13 protein-coding genes are annotated in these 16625 nt (G+C 70.9%); 5 read left to right on the forward strand and 8 right to left on the reverse strand.

Annotated elements, in window-relative coordinates; translation table 11 throughout:
• Positions 1-62 precede the first annotated feature (62 nt).
• Together ETD85_RS67090 and ETD85_RS48920 are read left to right on the forward strand one after the other, a co-directional pair.
• On the forward strand, positions 63-3314 hold the full coding sequence (locus ETD85_RS67090; RefSeq protein WP_138696709.1) for an NACHT domain-containing protein: 3252 nt from the start codon (positions 63-65) through the stop codon (positions 3312-3314).
• A gap of 50 nt (positions 3315-3364) precedes the next feature.
• Complete coding sequence (locus ETD85_RS48920; protein ID WP_138696710.1) at positions 3365-3640, forward strand: dsRBD fold-containing protein; 276 nt, start codon at positions 3365-3367, stop codon at positions 3638-3640.
• Positions 3641-3664: 24 nt separating this feature from the next.
• Here the strand turns inward: ETD85_RS48920 and ETD85_RS65130 are convergent, their stop codons facing one another.
• Positions 3665-4072: a GntR family transcriptional regulator gene (locus ETD85_RS65130; protein ID WP_206059357.1), complete on the reverse strand. Its 408-nt coding sequence runs from the start codon at positions 4070-4072 to the stop codon at positions 3665-3667.
• A 183-nt stretch (positions 4073-4255) separates the two neighbouring features.
• Here ETD85_RS65130 and ETD85_RS48930 point away from each other — a divergent pair, with 183 nt between their 5' ends.
• A complete protein-coding gene (locus ETD85_RS48930) occupies positions 4256-5791 on the forward strand; it encodes an aldehyde dehydrogenase family protein (protein ID WP_138696711.1) in 1536 nt (511 codons plus the stop codon).
• A 93-nt stretch (positions 5792-5884) separates the two neighbouring features.
• Here ETD85_RS48930 and glnII read toward each other — a convergent pair whose 3' ends face one another.
• The 3 genes from glnII to ETD85_RS48945 form a co-directional block, all read right to left on the reverse strand.
• The gene (gene glnII, locus ETD85_RS48935) at positions 5885-6904 is read right to left on the reverse strand and encodes a glutamine synthetase (protein ID WP_138696712.1); all 1020 of its coding nucleotides are present in this window, start codon (positions 6902-6904) and stop codon (positions 5885-5887) included.
• Positions 6905-7016: 112 nt separating this feature from the next.
• Entirely contained in the window at positions 7017-7490 is a 474-nt protein-coding gene (locus ETD85_RS48940; RefSeq protein WP_138696713.1) for a hypothetical protein, read from the reverse strand.
• 44 nt (positions 7491-7534) lie between these two features.
• Positions 7535-8671 (reverse strand): NAD(P)/FAD-dependent oxidoreductase, encoded by a 1137-nt coding sequence (locus ETD85_RS48945; protein WP_138696714.1) that lies wholly within the window; start codon positions 8669-8671, stop codon positions 7535-7537.
• Positions 8672-8873: 202 nt separating this feature from the next.
• On the opposite strand from ETD85_RS48945, the gene ETD85_RS48950 reads away from it, so the two are divergent.
• Positions 8874-10103, forward strand: a complete 1230-nt coding sequence (locus ETD85_RS48950) for a TerC family protein (protein WP_138696715.1) — start codon at positions 8874-8876, stop codon at positions 10101-10103.
• Here ETD85_RS48950 and ETD85_RS48955 read toward each other — a convergent pair.
• From ETD85_RS48955 to ETD85_RS48965, 3 genes are all read right to left on the reverse strand, one after another.
• Positions 10100-11047 carry a TolB family protein gene (locus tag ETD85_RS48955; protein WP_138696716.1) on the reverse strand — a complete coding sequence of 316 codons (948 nt, stop codon included), beginning with the start codon at positions 11045-11047 and terminating at the stop codon, positions 10100-10102. The genes ETD85_RS48950 and ETD85_RS48955 overlap by 4 nt on opposite strands.
• Before the next feature lie 174 nt (positions 11048-11221).
• The gene (locus tag ETD85_RS48960; RefSeq protein WP_240779936.1) at positions 11222-14218 is read right to left on the reverse strand and encodes an AAA family ATPase; all 2997 of its coding nucleotides are present in this window, start codon (positions 14216-14218) and stop codon (positions 11222-11224) included.
• Positions 14219-14294: 76 nt separating this feature from the next.
• Complete coding sequence (locus tag ETD85_RS48965) at positions 14295-14972, reverse strand: LptM family lipoprotein (RefSeq protein ID WP_138696718.1); 678 nt, start codon at positions 14970-14972, stop codon at positions 14295-14297.
• Between the two features lie 259 nt (positions 14973-15231).
• Between ETD85_RS48965 and ETD85_RS48970 the strand changes: the two genes are divergently transcribed.
• Complete coding sequence (locus ETD85_RS48970) at positions 15232-15567, forward strand: carboxymuconolactone decarboxylase family protein (RefSeq protein ID WP_138696719.1); 336 nt, start codon at positions 15232-15234, stop codon at positions 15565-15567.
• Here ETD85_RS48970 and ETD85_RS48975 read toward each other — a convergent pair.
• Positions 15527-16625 (reverse strand): PQQ-dependent sugar dehydrogenase (locus tag ETD85_RS48975; protein ID WP_138696720.1); only part of this gene is annotated, 1099 nt, incomplete at its 5' end. The two genes, ETD85_RS48970 and ETD85_RS48975, sit on opposite strands and share 41 nt — an antisense overlap.

Consider the following 16625-nt stretch of genomic DNA (forward strand, 5'->3'; position numbering starts at 1 on the left):
CCCTCCCAACCCCTCCGCCTCAGGCCCCTCTTCTGATCGCCGGGGACTGTTATATAGAAGGCATGCCGGGTGTCGAGGCGGCGCTGACCGCCGCGGGGAAGTCGATCGCCGAACGCGCCATGCGGGAGTGGCTGGCCACCCGGGCCGCGCGCAAGGAGCGCGAGGCCGATCTGAAGGACCTCATCCAGAGCGGCTTCCGCGACCGCCTGGCGGCCAGGAAGTTCGGCAACCAGCTCCAGGGCGTCGCCCTGGCGGTGGAAGGACGGCTGGCACGGCTCGTCGAGCAGGAGTTCCGCGGCCTGGACGAGGCGGCGCGGGCCGCCGTGCTGCTGGAGGTGGTGGACGCGCTCAGGCGGGCCGACCTGTCGGACGCGGCGCTCTTCGAGGCCGACGCCGACCCCGCCAAGCTCGCCGAGCGCGTCCTGGCGTCGCTGCCGGCGCCGCGGCTCGGCGAGGCCGAGGACCGCCTGTACGCGGTGCTGCTGGCCGAGTGCGTCGACTGCCTGACCGGCCTGATGCGGCAGCTCCCGCAGTACCTCCCCCGCGCGGCCACCGAGAGCCTGGCCCGGCTGAGCGGCCTGGCCGAAGGCGTCGAACGCCTGCTCGCCCGCCTGCCCCTGCGGACGCTTGAGGCGCCGGATGGCCGCCAGGACGACGCCGCGTTCGAACGCCACTATCTCGGCTTCCTGAGCCGCGCCCTGGACGAGGTGGAGCTGTTCGGGGTGCGGGTGGAGAACTACCGGCCGCGCACCTCGCTCAGCGTCGCCTACATCAGCCTGAACGTGTCGGCCGGCGAGCACAGGCCGCGCATGCCCGAACGCCTCTCGGTCGCCTCACTCACCGGCCGCCAGGCCGTGGAGCCGGGCACGGAGCGCATCGAGTCGGCGCTCGGCCGCTCCAACCTCATGCTGCTGCGCGGGGACGCGGGCTCGGGCAAGAGCACGCTGCTGCGCTGGCTGGCCGTCACGGCCGCGCGCGGCGACTTCTCCGGCGCCCTGTCCGGCTGGAACGGCTGCGTCCCCATGATGGTCAAGCTGCGCAGCCACTCGACCGGCCGGTTCCCCGCGCCCGCCGGCTTCCTCGACGACGTCGCGCAGGAGGTCGCCGGGCGGATGCCGCGCGGCTGGGTGGAGCGGGTGCTCGAATCCGGGCGCGGCCTGCTGCTGGTGGACGGCGTGGACGAGCTGCTGGTACGCCACCGCCCGGCCGTGCGCGAATGGCTGTCGCGGCTGCTGACGGCCTATCCCTCGATGCGCGTGGTGGTGACCTCCCGCCCGACGGCGGCCGACGCGCGATGGCTGGCGGACGAGGGGTTCGCCGCGGCGATGCTGGAGCCGATGACGCCCGAGGACCTGCGCGAGCTCGTACGCCAGTGGCACGTGGCGATGCGCGACTGCCCCAGCCTGCCGTGCGCGGCCGACGAGCTGGAGGGCTACGAGGTCGCGCTGCTGGCGCGGATGGAGTCCAACCCCCACCTGGGCGTCGTCGCCTCGACACCGCTGCTGGCCGCCATGCTGTGCGCGCTCAACCTGGACCGGCGCACGCAGCTGCCGCGCAACCGGATGGGCTTCTACGACGCGGTGCTCAGCCTGCTGCTCGAACGCCGCGACGCCGAGCGGCGGATCACGGACGAGGTGTCGCTGGACCCGGACCAGAAGATCTGGATCCTGCGCGATCTGGCCTGGCGGCTGGTGTCCATGGGGCGTTCGGAGCTGTCGAAGGCCACCGCGCTGAAGAGCGTCGGGCAGAAGCTGGCCCTCATGACCCGGATGCCGTACTCGGCGTCCGACGTCCTGGAGCATCTGCTCCGGCGCAGCGGCGTGGTGCGCGAGCCCGTCCCGGGCCGGATCGACTTCGCGCACCGTACGGTGCAGGAATATCTCGCGGCGGGGCAGCTCGTCGAGGACGAGGACGTGGACGTCGCGGTCGAACGCGCGCATCTGGATCAGTGGCGCGAGGTCGTGGTGATGGCCGCGGGGCACGCGGCGGGACGCCTGCGCAAGGAGCTGCTCACCGGGCTGCTCGATCGCGCGGACCAGGGCGGGCCGCAGGCACGCCGGCTGCGGCTGGTGGTGGCGGGCTGCCTGGAGACGATCCAGGAGATCCCGCTCGGCCTGCGGGACCGGATCGAGCAGTGCCTGGCCACGGTGATCCCGCCGCGCACGGAGGTGGAGACGAACCTGCTCGCGGCCGTGGGCGAGGAGGTGCTGCACCGGCTGCCCCGCGACCTGTCCGGGCTGAGGGAGAAGCAGGCGGCGCTGACGGTGCGGACCACCTGGCTGATCAACGGCGCCGAGGCGCTCGACCGGCTCGCCGGCTACGCGTCCGACGAGCGCTGGGAGGTCCACCGGCAGCTCCAGGAGGGCTGGCACTACTACGACGCCGAGGTCTACGCCAAGCGCGTGCTCGCGGAGTCGGAGGAGCTCACCGTGCCGAGCAACCGGTTACTTCGCGGGCTGGCGCACCTGGGCAAGGTGAAGCGCCTGTTCGTCACCACCGACGAGCCGGTCACCAGCCTGCGTTTCCTGCGGGCGATGCCGGGGCTGGAGAGCCTGGACGTGCAGGAGCTCGCCACGGCGTCCCTCGACGGGGTGGAGGCGACGCCTGAGCTGCGGCGGCTGTGGGTCAGCATGGACCTGCCCGGCCCTCTCGGCGTGGAGTCCCTCGAACGGCTGCCGCAGCTGGACGATCTCACGCTCTGGAACGCCAGGTTCGACGATCTGACGTTCCTCGACCGGCTGCCCCGCCTGGAGGTGCTCGGCCTCGACCTGCCCGCGCACGACGAGGGCGACTGGCTGGGGCCGCTCAGCCGCCAGACGGAGCTGCGGCGGCTGTTCCTCGACCGGGAGGACCTGCCGATCCCGCCGGAGATCTTCGAGTCCATGCGGAGCCTGAAGTGGCTGACGCTGTGGACCGACGCGGGCGTCATCGGCTGCCTGCGGGCCCTGGAGCGGACCACTACCCACCTCGAAGGGCTGAGCCTCCTCGGCTCCAGCGCCCTGGACCTGGCGGAGCTCGGCCGGTTCGAGCTGACGAACCTCAGCCTGTCCAACCCGGAGATCGAGGATCTCACCCCGCTGCGCGGCCAGCGGCGGCTCGACCGGCTGAGCCTGCCGAGGTGTGCGAAGGTGACCGACCTCACCCCGCTGGCCGGCCTGCCCAGCCTGCGGACGCTGGACCTCAGCGGCGTGGCGGACGGGATCGACCTCGGCCCGCTGGCGGGGATGCGCCATCTCACCGTCGTACTCAACCCCGGCCAGCGCGTCACGAACGAGCAGGTCGTCCGGGAGACGATCCGCATCAGCCGCAGGTGACCCCTGGCGGCGGCAGGTTTAGGGGGCTGGGGCGGGGCAGCCGTGTGGTCATGGGAGCCAAGGAATGGACCGTGCGGATCGACCTCGACGAGGACGGCGACGAAACGTCGGCCCGGGCGACGCTGACGGCGAACGGCGGCGCCCAGGTGACGGGGAGCGGGCGGGCCCGCCGCAACCCCGCCGACCCGGCGGTGGCGGAGATCGGCGACGAGCTGGCCGCCTCACGCGCCCTGGCCGACCTGGCGGCCAAGCTGGCCACCATGACCAGGCACGACATCGCCGGCACCAAGGCGGACTCACCATCACCACCATCACGCTCGTGGTGAGCCCGTCCCGGGCGTGGGGTGAGCTCAGTCTCCGGCAGGCGGCGGGGCCGGCGTGACGCGGGTCCCGCGCCCGGGTACGGACTCCACCAGGCCGGACTGCCGCAGCGCCTCGATCGCCCTGCGCACGCGGGCGCGGCTGACGCCGTAGTCGCGCATGAGCCGCTCCTGGGACGGGATCACCTGGCCCGGGCGCAGGTCGCCCCGGTGGATGCGGGCCAGCAGGTCCTCCAGCACGTACTGATCCACGAGATCGGTGTAGCGCGGGCTCCCGGCCCGGTCCGACAGCATGGTCGTCCACGGGGCCGGGCAGGGCCCCCGGTGCTCGGGCTCCGGGCACAGCAGCCGCTGGATCCGCTCCTGGAGGTCCTCGGCCTGCTCCCTGGTGGCGTAGACGCCGACGCGGACCTCCCAGAGCGCTCTGTCGTCGGGCACGTGACGTCTCCTCTGGTCTCCGCGACAGTCTGCGGAGGCGGCGGCCCGTCCGGCAAACCGTTTTCCGGCGGCGGGCCGGATGGACGGGACCATGCGGGCCCCTGCGCGACCGCCCAAGAGCGATCCTTGGGTTTTCTCCGGCAGGATGGTTGTCTGTCCGGAGGAACTATGAGGAGGGCACCGGTGAGCCGACAGATCGTTTCAGTGGTGGGTGGCAAGGACGCCGCTGCCGCGGGCACGTACGAATCGACCAATCCCGCCCGTACGGGCGAGGTCGTGGCACGGGTCGGCCTGGCCGACGCCGATACGTTCGCCGCTGCCTGCCGCACGGCCAAGGAGGCCCAGCGCGAGTGGGCCAAGGTGCCCGCGCCCGTGCGCGGCCGGGTGATCGCCTCGATCGGGCGGCTGGTGGAGGCCAACGCCGAACGGCTGGCCGCGCTGGTGACCGAGGAGATCGGCAAGCCGTACGCCGAGGCGCTCGGCGAGGTGCGCGAGATCGTGGACACGTGCGACTTCTTCCTGGGCGAAGGGCGCAGGCTGTACGGGCAGACGATCCCGTCCGAGATGCCGGACAAAGACCTGTTCACCTACCGCAACCCGGTCGGCGTGGCGGCGGTCGTGACGGCGGGGAACTTCCCGGTCGCCGTGCCCTCGTGGTATCTGGTGCCGGCCCTGCTCTGCGGGAACGCCGTGGTCTGGAAGCCCGCCGAGTACGCCGCCGCCTCCGCGCACGCGATGTACCGGCTCTTCGCCGCCTCCGGCCTGCCCGACGGCGTCCTGAACATCGTGTTCGCCGACGGCGCGCAGACCTTCCGCGGCCTGGAGCTCGCCCTGGAGGAGGGCAGCGTGCAGAAGGTCGGGTTCACCGGCTCCAGCGAGGTGGGCCGGAAGATCGGCGAGCTGACCGGCCGCCACCTGCAGTCGGCCTGCCTGGAGCTCGGCGGCAAGAACCCGATGGTGATCATGCCGGACGCCGAGCTGGACCTGGCGGTCGAGGGCGCGCTGTTCGCCGGTTTCGGCACGGCCGGCCAGCGCTGCACCAGCCTGGGCACGGTCATCGTGCACGAGAGCGTCCACGACGAGTTCGTCGAGCGGTTCGCGCGGGCGGTTCGCGAGGCGAAGATCGGCGATCCGGCGCAGGACGTGCTGGCCGGGCCGCTGCTCGACCAGAAGTTCGCGGACCGGTACGAGGAGTACCTGACCTGGATCCAGCCCCACCACCAGGTCGTGTCCGGAAATATCGGGAAAATTGCGCCGGACAACCCGCGTGGCGACTTCGACGGCGGCCAGGGGCTCTACTACCACCCCGTCGTCGTGGACGGCGTGCGGGCCACCGACCGGCTGTTCCTGGAGGAGACGTTCGGCCCGATCGTGGGCGTGACCACGTTCGGCACCCTCGACGAGGCGATCGAGCTGGCCAACCTGCCCGGCTACGGCCTGTCGAGCTCCATCTACACCACGGACCCGAAGCACGCCTTCCGCTTCCGCGAGGGCGTCTCGGCCGGCATGGTCAGCGTGAACAACTCCACCTCCGGCGCCGAGGCGCACCTGCCCTTCGGCGGAAACGGCAAGTCGGGCAACGGCAGCCGCCAGTCCGGCATGTGGGTGCTCGACCAGTTCACCCGCTGGCAGGCCATGAACTGGGACCACTCAGGCCGCCTGCAGAAGGCGCAGATGGACGTCGCGGAGATCGAGCCCGACCTGGGCTTCCGCCTCTGACCGCCGCCGAGCGCCGCTGACCTCGCAGAAGGTCATGGAACGAAAACGCGGGCCCCTCCACCAGGAGGGGCCCGCGTCGTCCGTGCGGGGAGGTCAGACCTGGCCGGCCTTCTCCAGGGCCGAGCAGCAGGTGTTCACCAGCAGGCGGGTGACCACGTACGGGTCGACGTTGGCGTTGGGGCGACGGTCCTCGATGTAGCCCTTCTTATCCACCTCGACCTGCCACGGGATGCGGACCGACGCGCCGCGGTCGGACACGCCGTAGCTGTACTTGTTCCACGGGGCGGTCTCGTGGGCGCCGGTGAGGCGGCTCTCGATGCCGGAGCCGTACTGGGTGATGTGCTCCATCGGCTTGTCGCCCTCACCGAGCGCCTCGCAGGCGGTGATGATGGCGTCGTAGCCCTCGCGCATGGCCTTGGTCGAGAAGTTGGTGTGCGCGCCGGCGCCGTTCCAGTCGCCGCGAGCGGGCTTGGCGTCGAGCGTGGCCTCCACGCCGAACTCCTCGGCCGTGCGGTAGAGCAGCCAGCGGGCGATCCACATGTGGTCGGCGACCTCAAGGGGACCGGCCGGGCCGATCTGGAACTCCCACTGGCCCGGCATGACCTCGGCGTTGATGCCGGAGATCTCCAGACCGGCGGCGAGGCAGCGGTCGAGGTGAAGCTCGACGATCTCGCGGCCGAAGATGGCGTCGGCGCCGACACCGCAGTAGTAGGGGCCCTGCGGGGCGGGGAAGCCGCCCTCGGGGAAGCCGAGCGGGCGGCTGCCCTTGAAGAAGGTGTACTCCTGCTCGATGCCGAACCAGGACTCCTGCGCGGCGAACTGCTCGGCGATCGGGCGCAGCAGGGCGCGGCTGTTGCTCGAGTGCGGCTCGCCGTCGATCTCCTCGACCTCGCACAGGACGAGCACGTTGGCGCCGCCGCGGATCGGGTCGGGACAAGTGAACACCGGGCGGAGCACGCGGTCCGACGAGTGGCCCTCGGCCTGGTTGGTGCTGGAGCCGTCGAAACCCCAGACCGGAGGCTCGGCCCCGTCGGCCAGGATCTTCGTCTTCGAGCGCAGCAGAGCCGTGGGCTCGGTGCCGTCGATCCAGATGTACTCAGCCTTGTAGCTCACGGCGGTCCTTTCGGGGTTTTTCTCAGCCACGCCGAGTCTTACGGATGGCCGTTTCCCGTTTTTTGCCCGCATGTGAACGCCGTGTTAATCAAGGCGGGTGCTTGTTACCAGGTCACCGCTCCCGCACGACCCCGTCACCGCTGACGATGAGCGAGGTGCTCGGGCCGCCTTCCCCGCAGCCGGGGCCGTTGGGGAAGCTGCCCCTGGGCGTGACCTCGACCGTGCGGTCCAGCACCGGGTCGGAGCCCGCGCCGAGCAGCTTCAGGCGGATCCGCACGGGCCGCTTGGGGAGCCCTTTGACCTCGCCGAACCCGTGCTTGTCCGCAGTTCGCACCCCGGTCGCCGAGCATGTGTCGCCCGAACAGGTCGCACTCGCCATCTTCGACGAGCGCTCCAGGCCGGCGGCGACCGGCGTGCAGGAGCCGTCCCAGCACACCTGCATCGAGACGGTCTCGGCCCTGGCCGCGAGCGGCGCCTCGACCTCCAGCCCCACTCCGGCGCGGGCCGCGAGGAGCGTGCACTCCTGCTCTGACTGGCAGCCGGCGAGCAGCGCCGACACGGCGGCGAGCACGGCGAGTCGATGCATACCCGTAAGACGTGGCATGGCCGTCCGCGGTTCGCCGTTCGCGATCAGGGAGCGATGGGGGCGAAGGCGGCGATCTCCGCCGGAACCGCGGCCTCCAGGATCGACCGCGCCAGGGCCTCGCCGGCGAACGGCCCCATCGTCAGCCCCGCCGCGCCGAACCCCGCCACCACGTGCAGCCCGGCCACGCCCGGCAGCGCGCCGACGACCGGCAGCCCGGTCTCCGCCAGCGGCCGGAGACCGACCCTGGTCTCGATGAACGTCGCCTCGGCCAGACCGGGCGCGATCCTGAGCGCGTCCGAAAGCACCTGCCACTGGCCCCTGGCCGTAACGCGGGCGTCGAAACCGCTGCCCGTCTCGCGGGTCGCGCCGACGGCCACCCTGGAGTCGTCGAACGCCACCAGGTAGTGGTGCGACAGGGGATGCACCGACGGCCAGGCGCCGGTGTCGACGCCGTCGAGCCGGAGGTGGGTGATCTGGCCGCGCTGCGGCTCGACGGGCACGCGGGCGCCGACGGGTTCGAGCAGCTCGTTCGCCCAGGCCCCGGAGGCCACCACCACGTCGTCGGCCTCCAGGACGTCGAAGCCGCCCCCGGCGCCCGCCAAGGCGACCTCCACCTGAGGCGTGCCGTTGGGGCGCGGGCGCAGCCGGGCGCGGCCCCGCACGCGGACCGCCCCGTGGCGCGCCGCGCCCGCGAGGAGCGCGTCGCGCATGGTGCGCCCGTCCACCCGGGCGCCTCCGGTGATGTGGACGCCCTCCAGATCGGGCGCGAGCGGCGGGAACAGCGCGCGCACGTCGTCGTTGCCGATCCGCCGCACCTCCCCGACGGCGCCGCCCGCCGTGCGGGCGCGCGCCTCGACGCGGGCCTGCGCCTCGGCCAGCCGGCCGGGGTCGGCGCTGACCAGCAGGGCCCCGGTCCGCCGATAGCCGGTACGCCCGGCGCCCGCCTCCGCGAGCAGCTCGACGACCTGCGGATAGTACGCCGCGCCCGCCGCGTACAGCTCGTAGCAGGGCCCTTCGACGGTCGATGCCCAAGGCGAGACGATGCCCGCGCCGGCGGCCGTCGCCTGCCCCGCACTGGCGGAGTCGACGACCGTGACGGCCGCCCCCCGGCGGGCCAGCGCGAAGGCGGCGCTCGCGCCGGCGATCCCGCCGCCGATGACGATGACGCGGTGCTGGGACACGATTCCTGCGGTCCTTCCTGCGGGAGACGGGTCGTTCACGGACGAGGCTATCCAGGGCGCTTGCCCGCCCGTCACGGAGGTCCGCCCGCCGGCCGGGACGCGGCGGGCTTGGACGCCGCCGACACCGGGTACCACCTGCGGGGATAGGAGTTCGCGCCCGCCCAGTCGCCACCCCCACGACGGCCGAGACCTGGAGCCTTCAGTGGACGTGTCCACCGTCGCGTGGTGGTTGACGATCTTGGGGATCGTCGGGTTGCTGCTGTTCGACTTCTACTTCCACGTACGCAAGGCGCACATCCCCACGCTCCGCGAGGCGGCGGTCTGGTCGGCGCTCTACGTGGGCGTCGCCCTGCTGTTCGGCGTCGGGGTGTGGATCTTCGGCGGCCCCGAGCCGGGGGCCGAGTATTTCGCCGGCTACGTGACGGAGAAGGCGCTGTCGGTCGACAACCTGTTCGTGTTCCTGGTGATCATGTCGAGCTTCAAGGTGCCGCGCGCGGACCAGCAGAAGGCGCTGCTGTTCGGCATCGTCTTCTCGCTGATCGCCAGGAGCGGGTTCATCCTGCTCGGCGCGGCCCTGATCAACACCTTCGCCTGGGCGTTCTACGTCTTCGGCCTCATCCTGCTGCTCACGGCCGGCAACCTGCTCAAGTCGGAGGGCGAGGAGGGCCACTCCCCCGACAACCTCATGGTCCGCGCCGCCCGCAAGCTGCTGCGCACGTCCGACACCTACGACGGCGACAAGCTGTTCACCGTCCAGGACGGCAGGCGGGTCATGACGCCCATGCTGCTGGTCATGATCGCCATCGGCGGGACCGACATCCTGTTCGCCCTGGACTCCATCCCGGCCATCTTCGGCCTGACCCAGAACGTCTACCTGGTCTTCACCGCCACCGCGTTCTCCCTGCTGGGCCTGCGGCAGCTGTACTTCCTCATCGACGGGCTGCTGGACCGGCTGATCTACCTCACCTACGGCCTGGCGATCATCCTGGCCTTCATCGGGGTCAAGCTGATCCTGCACGCGCTGCACGAGAACAACGTGCCGTTCATCAACGACGGCGAGCCGGTGCGGGTCACCGAGATCAGCACCGGCCTGTCCCTGTCCGTGATCATCGGCGTCCTGCTGGTCACGGTGGTGGCCTCGCTGGCCAGCCCCAAGGGCCGCGCCCAGAACACGGTGTCGGCCGCGCGCCGGCACGCCGAGGCGTATCTGGACGTGGAGCACGACCCCGCCCTGCGCGAGGAGCTCTTCGGGAAGCTGCTCGCCGAGGAGGAGCAGCTCGGCAGGCTGCCGGAGAAGTACCGCAGCCGCATCCGCGAGCAGGACAAGCTCATGACCCTGCTGCGCCGGGCCCACGACGAGCGCGACAGGCACGTGAGCGAGCTCCGGCGCGGTCCCGGCGACGGATCCGGGTCCGCCGGGCAGGAGTCCTAACCACTCAGCATGGAGCCCGGGGGGACGACCGCGCGGCGGGTGGTCGTGAAGGTGTCGAGGATGCGCATGCCGGCGTTCGCCCGGCGCCAGCGCAAGGTCAGCACGTTGCCGTGGGTCTTGGCGGCCACTTCGGTCAGGAGATCGAGGTGGCCGGCCCGGTCCCAGACCAGCCGCCGGCCAGTCTCACCGGCCGGGATCGTCAGGGCGGACCCGGCCGGCGCGCCGGTGGCCACGTCCTGGAACCGGATGGCGGGCCTCGCGCCGGCGGGGTCGAGGTAGGCGAGCAGGGCGCCGTCCATCCGCAGCGCCCCGAGCCGCAGGGTGAGGCTGCGGCGTACCTCGGTCCAGGTCCCGGTGGCGTAGACCATGACCGTGTCGGGCTCGCGGCCGGTGTCATCGTGCAGGCGCCGGGCGATCACGTACCTGTTGTCCGGGCTGAAGGAGAGGTTGGCCACCGTGAAGGGGAACGTCCGCACCTGCCCCGTGCCGGTGTCCACCACCTGCTGCTGTCCCGCGTGGTGGCGGAGGAGCACGAAGCGGCCGCCGGGCGAGAGGCTGAGCGCCGCGAAGCGAACGGGCGACCACTTCACGCCCGGCACGGCGCGGACCGCGCCGGTGGTGACGTCACGGATCACCAGGGCGTCGTCGCTCAGCCGGATGTAGGCCACCTGACTGCCGTGCGGGCTCAGGGCGATCGGCACGGGGATCCTGCTGCCCTGGAGCAGCCTCGCGTCGGTCAGGCGCAGGACCCGGCCGCTCCGCAGCCGGAGCCGCCATGGGGCGCAGTGTCCGTAGTTGGGACGCACCACCGCTTTGCCCGGGCAGCTGTCGTCCGCGTATCGGACGTGATCCGTCCTCGACGCGCCCAGCGCCGCCGGCTGCAGCTCCACGAGCAGCAGCGAGATCGCGGCGAGCAGAACGGCCAATCGTCGGGTCCGCGTCATCGGTGGCCCCTTGATCGTTCGAGGGTGCCCCCGATTATCGCACCGCCCGGCGAGTTCCGCGCGGTCCGCGACGGCGCCGGGCGGCGGCAAACCACCGCGCGGTCCGCGACGGCGCCGGACGGCGGCAAACCACCGCCCGGCGCCGCCGCCGCGGAACCCCTGCGGCCGCGCGGATCACATTCCGGTACGCCCGTCCGTCCCGTTGCCGTCGTAACCGAGCAGCCGCATGGCCGTGTCCGGGTCCATCGCCGCGGCCAGGAGCTGGGCGCGGGCATGGGCCTGGTCACGTTCGTGCTCCGCCTTGGCCTGCGCGGCGCGTACGCCCTTGATCGCGACGAACGCCAGCCCGGCGCCCACGATCACCGCGACGACCACGACGAACAGCAGGAGCAGCAACCCCGGCGAGGCCACCGACGAGACGGCCGCGTTCGGGCCGCCACCCGACATCGTGCCCGTCACCGCCAGCGCGGCGATGATGGACAGCGCCACGAGCCCGAGCAGGCAGGCGATGACCAGCCAGAACCGGGTCACGGCCCGGCGCGGCCCGCCGGACGAGCCGGCGGCCGGCGGCGACGCCGCGACGTGCACCGGCAGCGGCGCGGGCACGGGCCCGTTGACCGGCCCGTTCACCGGCCCATTCACCGGCCCGCTCGCCGGCCGGGCCGGCGGTCCGCTCGCGGGCTCGGGAGCCCAGGGCACGAACTCGGGCCGATCGGTCGGCTCGGCGGGCAGCACCTCCGAGACCGGCACGATCGACCCCGTGGCGACCGGGGGCGGGACCACCGGCGCGGCCTGGCCCGGGGCCGTGATCTGGACCGCGGTGGCCGAGGAAGCGCCGAAACCGACCGGCTGCAGCTCGATCTCGTCCTCCATCCGGCCGGGCAGCTCGCGCTCGATGCGGCTGTGCTCCTTGTGCGCCCTGGCGGCGTCCCGGTGATACTCCTCCAGCTCCTGGTAGAGATCGTCGGAGGTGTAGATCGTGCCGTCGATCAGCGGCCCGGTCTCGCCGCGGATGATGGCCACCACGTCGTCGCCGTTGAGCGTCTTGTGCGTCTCCAGCGCGTGCGCCAGGCAGAGCACCTCCCTGCGATGCTCCTGCAGCATCGCCTCGGTCTTCTCCAGCAGCCGCACCAGGTTGAACTCGATCCGCTCGCCGAGCACGTCGGGCGTCAGGTCGGGCTGGTTCCTGGCCGGCTCCCGATCGGTGATGCCGATGGCGCCGGTGCCGGGGACGCGCTTGCGCATGGCCTTGCCGCCCATGATCTCCAGCTCCTGGAGCGCGGGCAGCGAGGTGACGCCGGAGCCCATGCCCCAGTACGACTCCATCATCGCGGTGAGGTACGTGGCGGAGAACAGGTCACCGGAGACGCCGGAGGAGTTGTCCTCGCCGAAGAACATCCGCTCGCCCGCCAGCGAGGCCAGCGAGACCATGATGTCGGCCTCGTGCTCGGACTTCCACCGGGTGAACTGGTCCTCGGGCTTGATCGAGGCGACCATGCCCAGGTAGTCGGCGCCCTTCTCGATGGTGGCGATGTCGATCTCGAGGTGGAAGCGGGTCACGTAGGCCACGACGGCGTGGCACGCCTCGTGCACCGCCACGGCGTGCCGCTCGCGCTCGATGTACTCGACGTCCTCGGGCGGGCCGAGCTGCTTGAGCCGCTTGGCCCGCAGCACGTCCGACCAGGTGATGATCTCGCGCCCGTCCCTGATGGCGGTGATCAGCGACTCGTTGACCAGGTCCTTGATCGTCGCGCCGGTGGCGTACGGGGTGATCGTGGCGAGCTTGTCGATCTGCTCGGGGGTGAGCTCGTGCCACACCTTGTCGAAGTAGCCCTGGTACGTGCGCACCCGCCCGGCCTTGGACGGGTAGCCGACCTTGTAGATGCGGTCGATGCGGCCGGGCCGCAGCAGCGCCTCGTCCAGCGCGTCGGGCCGGTTCGTGGCCATCATGACGAGGATGCGGTATTTGGGGGGTGGCTTGGGCCGCATCCCGAGCAGCCGCCTGACCAGGCGGTTGAAGAACCCGCGCGGCTTCTTGAGCCCGGACAGCTCGGTGAGCAGCGCCTGGAGCGTGCCGGGGTCGCCGCTGCCGTTCATGCCGCCGCCCATGAAGAAGCGGTTGCGCCGGCCGGGCTCGTCGTCCGCCTGGCGCCCGGCCCTGAAGGCCAGCACCTGGCGGGTCTCCTCGGACAGGTAGTTCATGCCGTGGCAGCCGTGGTGGCCGGACATGCCGGAGAACCCGCCGCCCTGGCCGGGAGGCCCCTGCTGGGCCAGCCGCCCGCGCTTGCCGAGCGAGTCGGCCTCGTCGAAGAAGACGATCACCCCGCCGTACCGCAGGGCCAGCTTGCGCAGCTTCCTGAACAGCGACTTCACCTTCAGGATGCCGATGCCCATGAACATGTTCGTGAACGCGCCCGGATCCACGAACACGTACGGCTTGCCGGTCTCGCCCGCGACGGCCTCGGCCATCAGGGTCTTGCCGGTGCCCGGCGGGCCCCACAGCAGCAGGCCGCTGGGGACGTACCCGCCGCGCCGCTCGATCTCGTCGGGCCGCTCCAGGAAGACGATGTTCTCCTGGACGCGCTCGACGACGTGGTCCTGCCCCCAGACGTCGCGGAAGCGGGTCTTGATGTCGTCGGGGAAGTACGTCTCCACGCCGCCCCTGGACAGGAACCAGAACAGGCCGACGAACTGGATGATGACCACGAAGAACAGGAAGACGATCTGGATCAGGAAGGGCATCGCCTGCCAGATCAGCGCGGGCGCCCGCAGCAGGGCCAGGAACGGGCTGACGTCCAGCACCGCGCCCAGCACCAGGGCGGTCAGCACGACGAAGAAGGTGATCTTGAGCGCCCGCGAGAGGCGGTACCTCGTCCAGTCGTCGAAGCGCCGGTGCGTCCAGCGCTCGAAGCCGCCGAAGACCCGCTGGCTCCAGAAGCGGTGGTAGGCCGACCAGTGCTCGCTGACGAAGAAGTGCACCTGCCTGGCGATCTCCACGCCGAGCAGCCAGAAGATCCACTGATAGGACAGCGCGATCTGCCGCGCGGCCTCGGGGAAGGAGATGATGCCCTCGAAGTCGGCCATCACCTTCCACGTCAGGACGAGATAGGCCAGCACCAGGGCGATGAGGAATTTGCTCCGGTCCCAGAACTGCATTTTCTTTCTGGTCACGGAGTCCGGATCAGTGGGCCCGCTCCCGGGGGCGCGCAGCCCTTCATGATGAATGGTGGTGGTCAACGGTGCTCCCTCATCCGGGCAGCCGGAGCAGCTTGAAAGAACTCGCGATCTTGTCGAACTCGGCGGCCCGCTGCAGGAAACAGATCGACTGGCAGCCGATGAGCATGACGGAGACGGTGCCGCCCTTCTCGTCGAGGATCGCGGTGTGGTCGAACGTCTGAACGTCGTTGCCGATCTGGTAGTTGAAGCGGACGTGCACACCCCTGGCGCCGTTGTCGAGCAGCAGGACGTCATCGCTGATGGATTCGAAGCGGTTGAACATCGGCGGCTGGCCAGTCGCCGTCGCCTGTTGCTGGTAGAGCTGGCGCATCTGCTCGGTCACCGGCAGGACGAAGTCGCGCAGCCGGTTGAGGGAGATCGTGTCCCGCTGCTCCTCCGTGAGCTGGTGCACGGTGGCGTAGACGAACGGATCCTGGGAGCCGAGAAGGTGGTTGACCGAGGGTTCGGCCGACTGGTCGAAGGCTGTGGACCACACCCGCTGGGTTCGCAGCATCGCCGCCTGCGAGTTCGGATGGTCCCCTGACAGGTACAGCTCGATGGGATACGCGTTGAGCTGCGTGAAAGTGGCAGGCACCTTGAAATAGGTGGTGCCTTGCTTGTCACGTACGTAGGTGAACTCCGGCTGCCCGCACGCCGACAGCATGAAGATCGCGACCATGAGCGCGATCAAAGCCCGTGTCTTTTTCACCAGGGCTGACCTCCGCTTTACGGACCAACGGAGTTGTTGTGCCCGCTTTCAGCTGGAATGAGCCCGCCGCACGGTGAGAAATCTTGACCAAATCTTGGCCATGCATTGGCCTTACTTGTTACAGATCAAAAAAGGCAAGCCCCTGGGGGCCAGGTCATGGGGGCCTCGTGACCTGTACAACGTTCATGCAACCCCCATTGGTTCAACTCAGGAAGTAGCGAAAGATATGAGGATCCCTTCCGACACCCCGGAGCACGCGATGACAGAACCTGCGATGGAGACCGTCGACTCCTTCGGCATGACCGCCGAGCGGCAGTTCTCCGACGTCTGGTCGAGAACCGTCCTGTCGGTCAGGGAGCGCCGGCTGCTCCTGCTCGGGCTGCTCGTGGGCCAGGGGCTCGACGAGATGACCGACACCCAGCTCGACACCGCCCTGCGCAGCGGCGACCTGTCGGAGAACGAGCTGCGCGAGGTGGTCGTCTTTCTCACCCACTACGCGGGCTGGCTGCGGGGCGCCCGACTCAACGACCAGGTCGAGGAGCTGATCGACCGGGTCAGGCAGGCTCGATCCGATAGAGCGGACCCTCCAGGCTGAGCGCGTACAGCTCGCCGTCGTGGCCTTCGCCGAACGACGAGAGCTGATCCACCCGGCCGACCTCGGCCGCCTTCTCCAGCTCGTCCACGGGGGCGGCCTTGATCCATCCGGCGCAGAAGTCGCCGTACATGAACTGCCCCTGGAGCCAGGGGATCTTCTTGCCCCGGTAGACGTATCCGGCGATCACCGAGCAGTTGCCGCCTTCGTTCAGCGGATAGACGATCACTGGATCGACCAGCTCGCGTCCCTTCCCGCCGCGGAAGGGGCGTTCGCCCTCGCGCAGGTTCCAGCCGTAGTTCTCGCCGCCCTCCGAACCGGCCGGCTGGTAGTCGACCTCCTCCCACGCGTTCTGCCCGACATCGCCGATCCACAGGTCGCCGGTCTCGCGGTCGAAGGTGAAGCGCCAGGGGTTGCGCAGGCCGTAGGCCCAGATCTCGGTCCGGGCGCCCTCCTTGCCGACGAACGGGTTGTCCTCGGGCACTTTGTACGGCTTGCCGCGCGGGTCGATGCGCAGGATCTTGCCGAGCAGCGTGCCCAGGTTCTGGCCGTTGCCCTGGGGGTCGCCCGCGCTGCCGCCGTCGCCGAGCGCGATGTAGAGGTGGCCGTCGGGGCCGAAGGCGAGCTGGCCGCCGTTGTGGTTGGCGTAGGGCTGGTCCTGGGTGAGCACGTCGCGCCTGGCCGTGGCCTTGGCGCCGTCGTAGGCCCACTCGGTGACGTGGGTGCGCCCGCTCTTGTCGGTCCAGTCGAGGTAGACCCAGCGGCCCGACGGGTGGAACGCGACGCCGAGCAGGCCCTGCTCGTTGCCGCGGCTCACCTCGCCGGTCAGGTCGATCACCGTGTCTCCGCCGGAGGTGCGCAGCCGGCCCGGCTGCTCGGCGACGTAGAGCCGCTCGTCACCCGCGCGCACGGCGAACGCCACCGGCTGCTCGAACTTCCCGATCTCCTTGAACCGCAGCTCGCCGAACCCGGCCGCCCGGGTGGGCGTGGCCGTCCCGGGGCTCGTCGTCCCGGGGCTCGTCGTCCCGGGAGCGGGCGTCGCGGGGCCGGTCGTCCCGGGG

The sequence above is a fragment of the Nonomuraea zeae genome, assembly GCF_005889725.1.
Taxonomy (GTDB): domain Bacteria; phylum Actinomycetota; class Actinomycetes; order Streptosporangiales; family Streptosporangiaceae; genus Nonomuraea; species Nonomuraea zeae.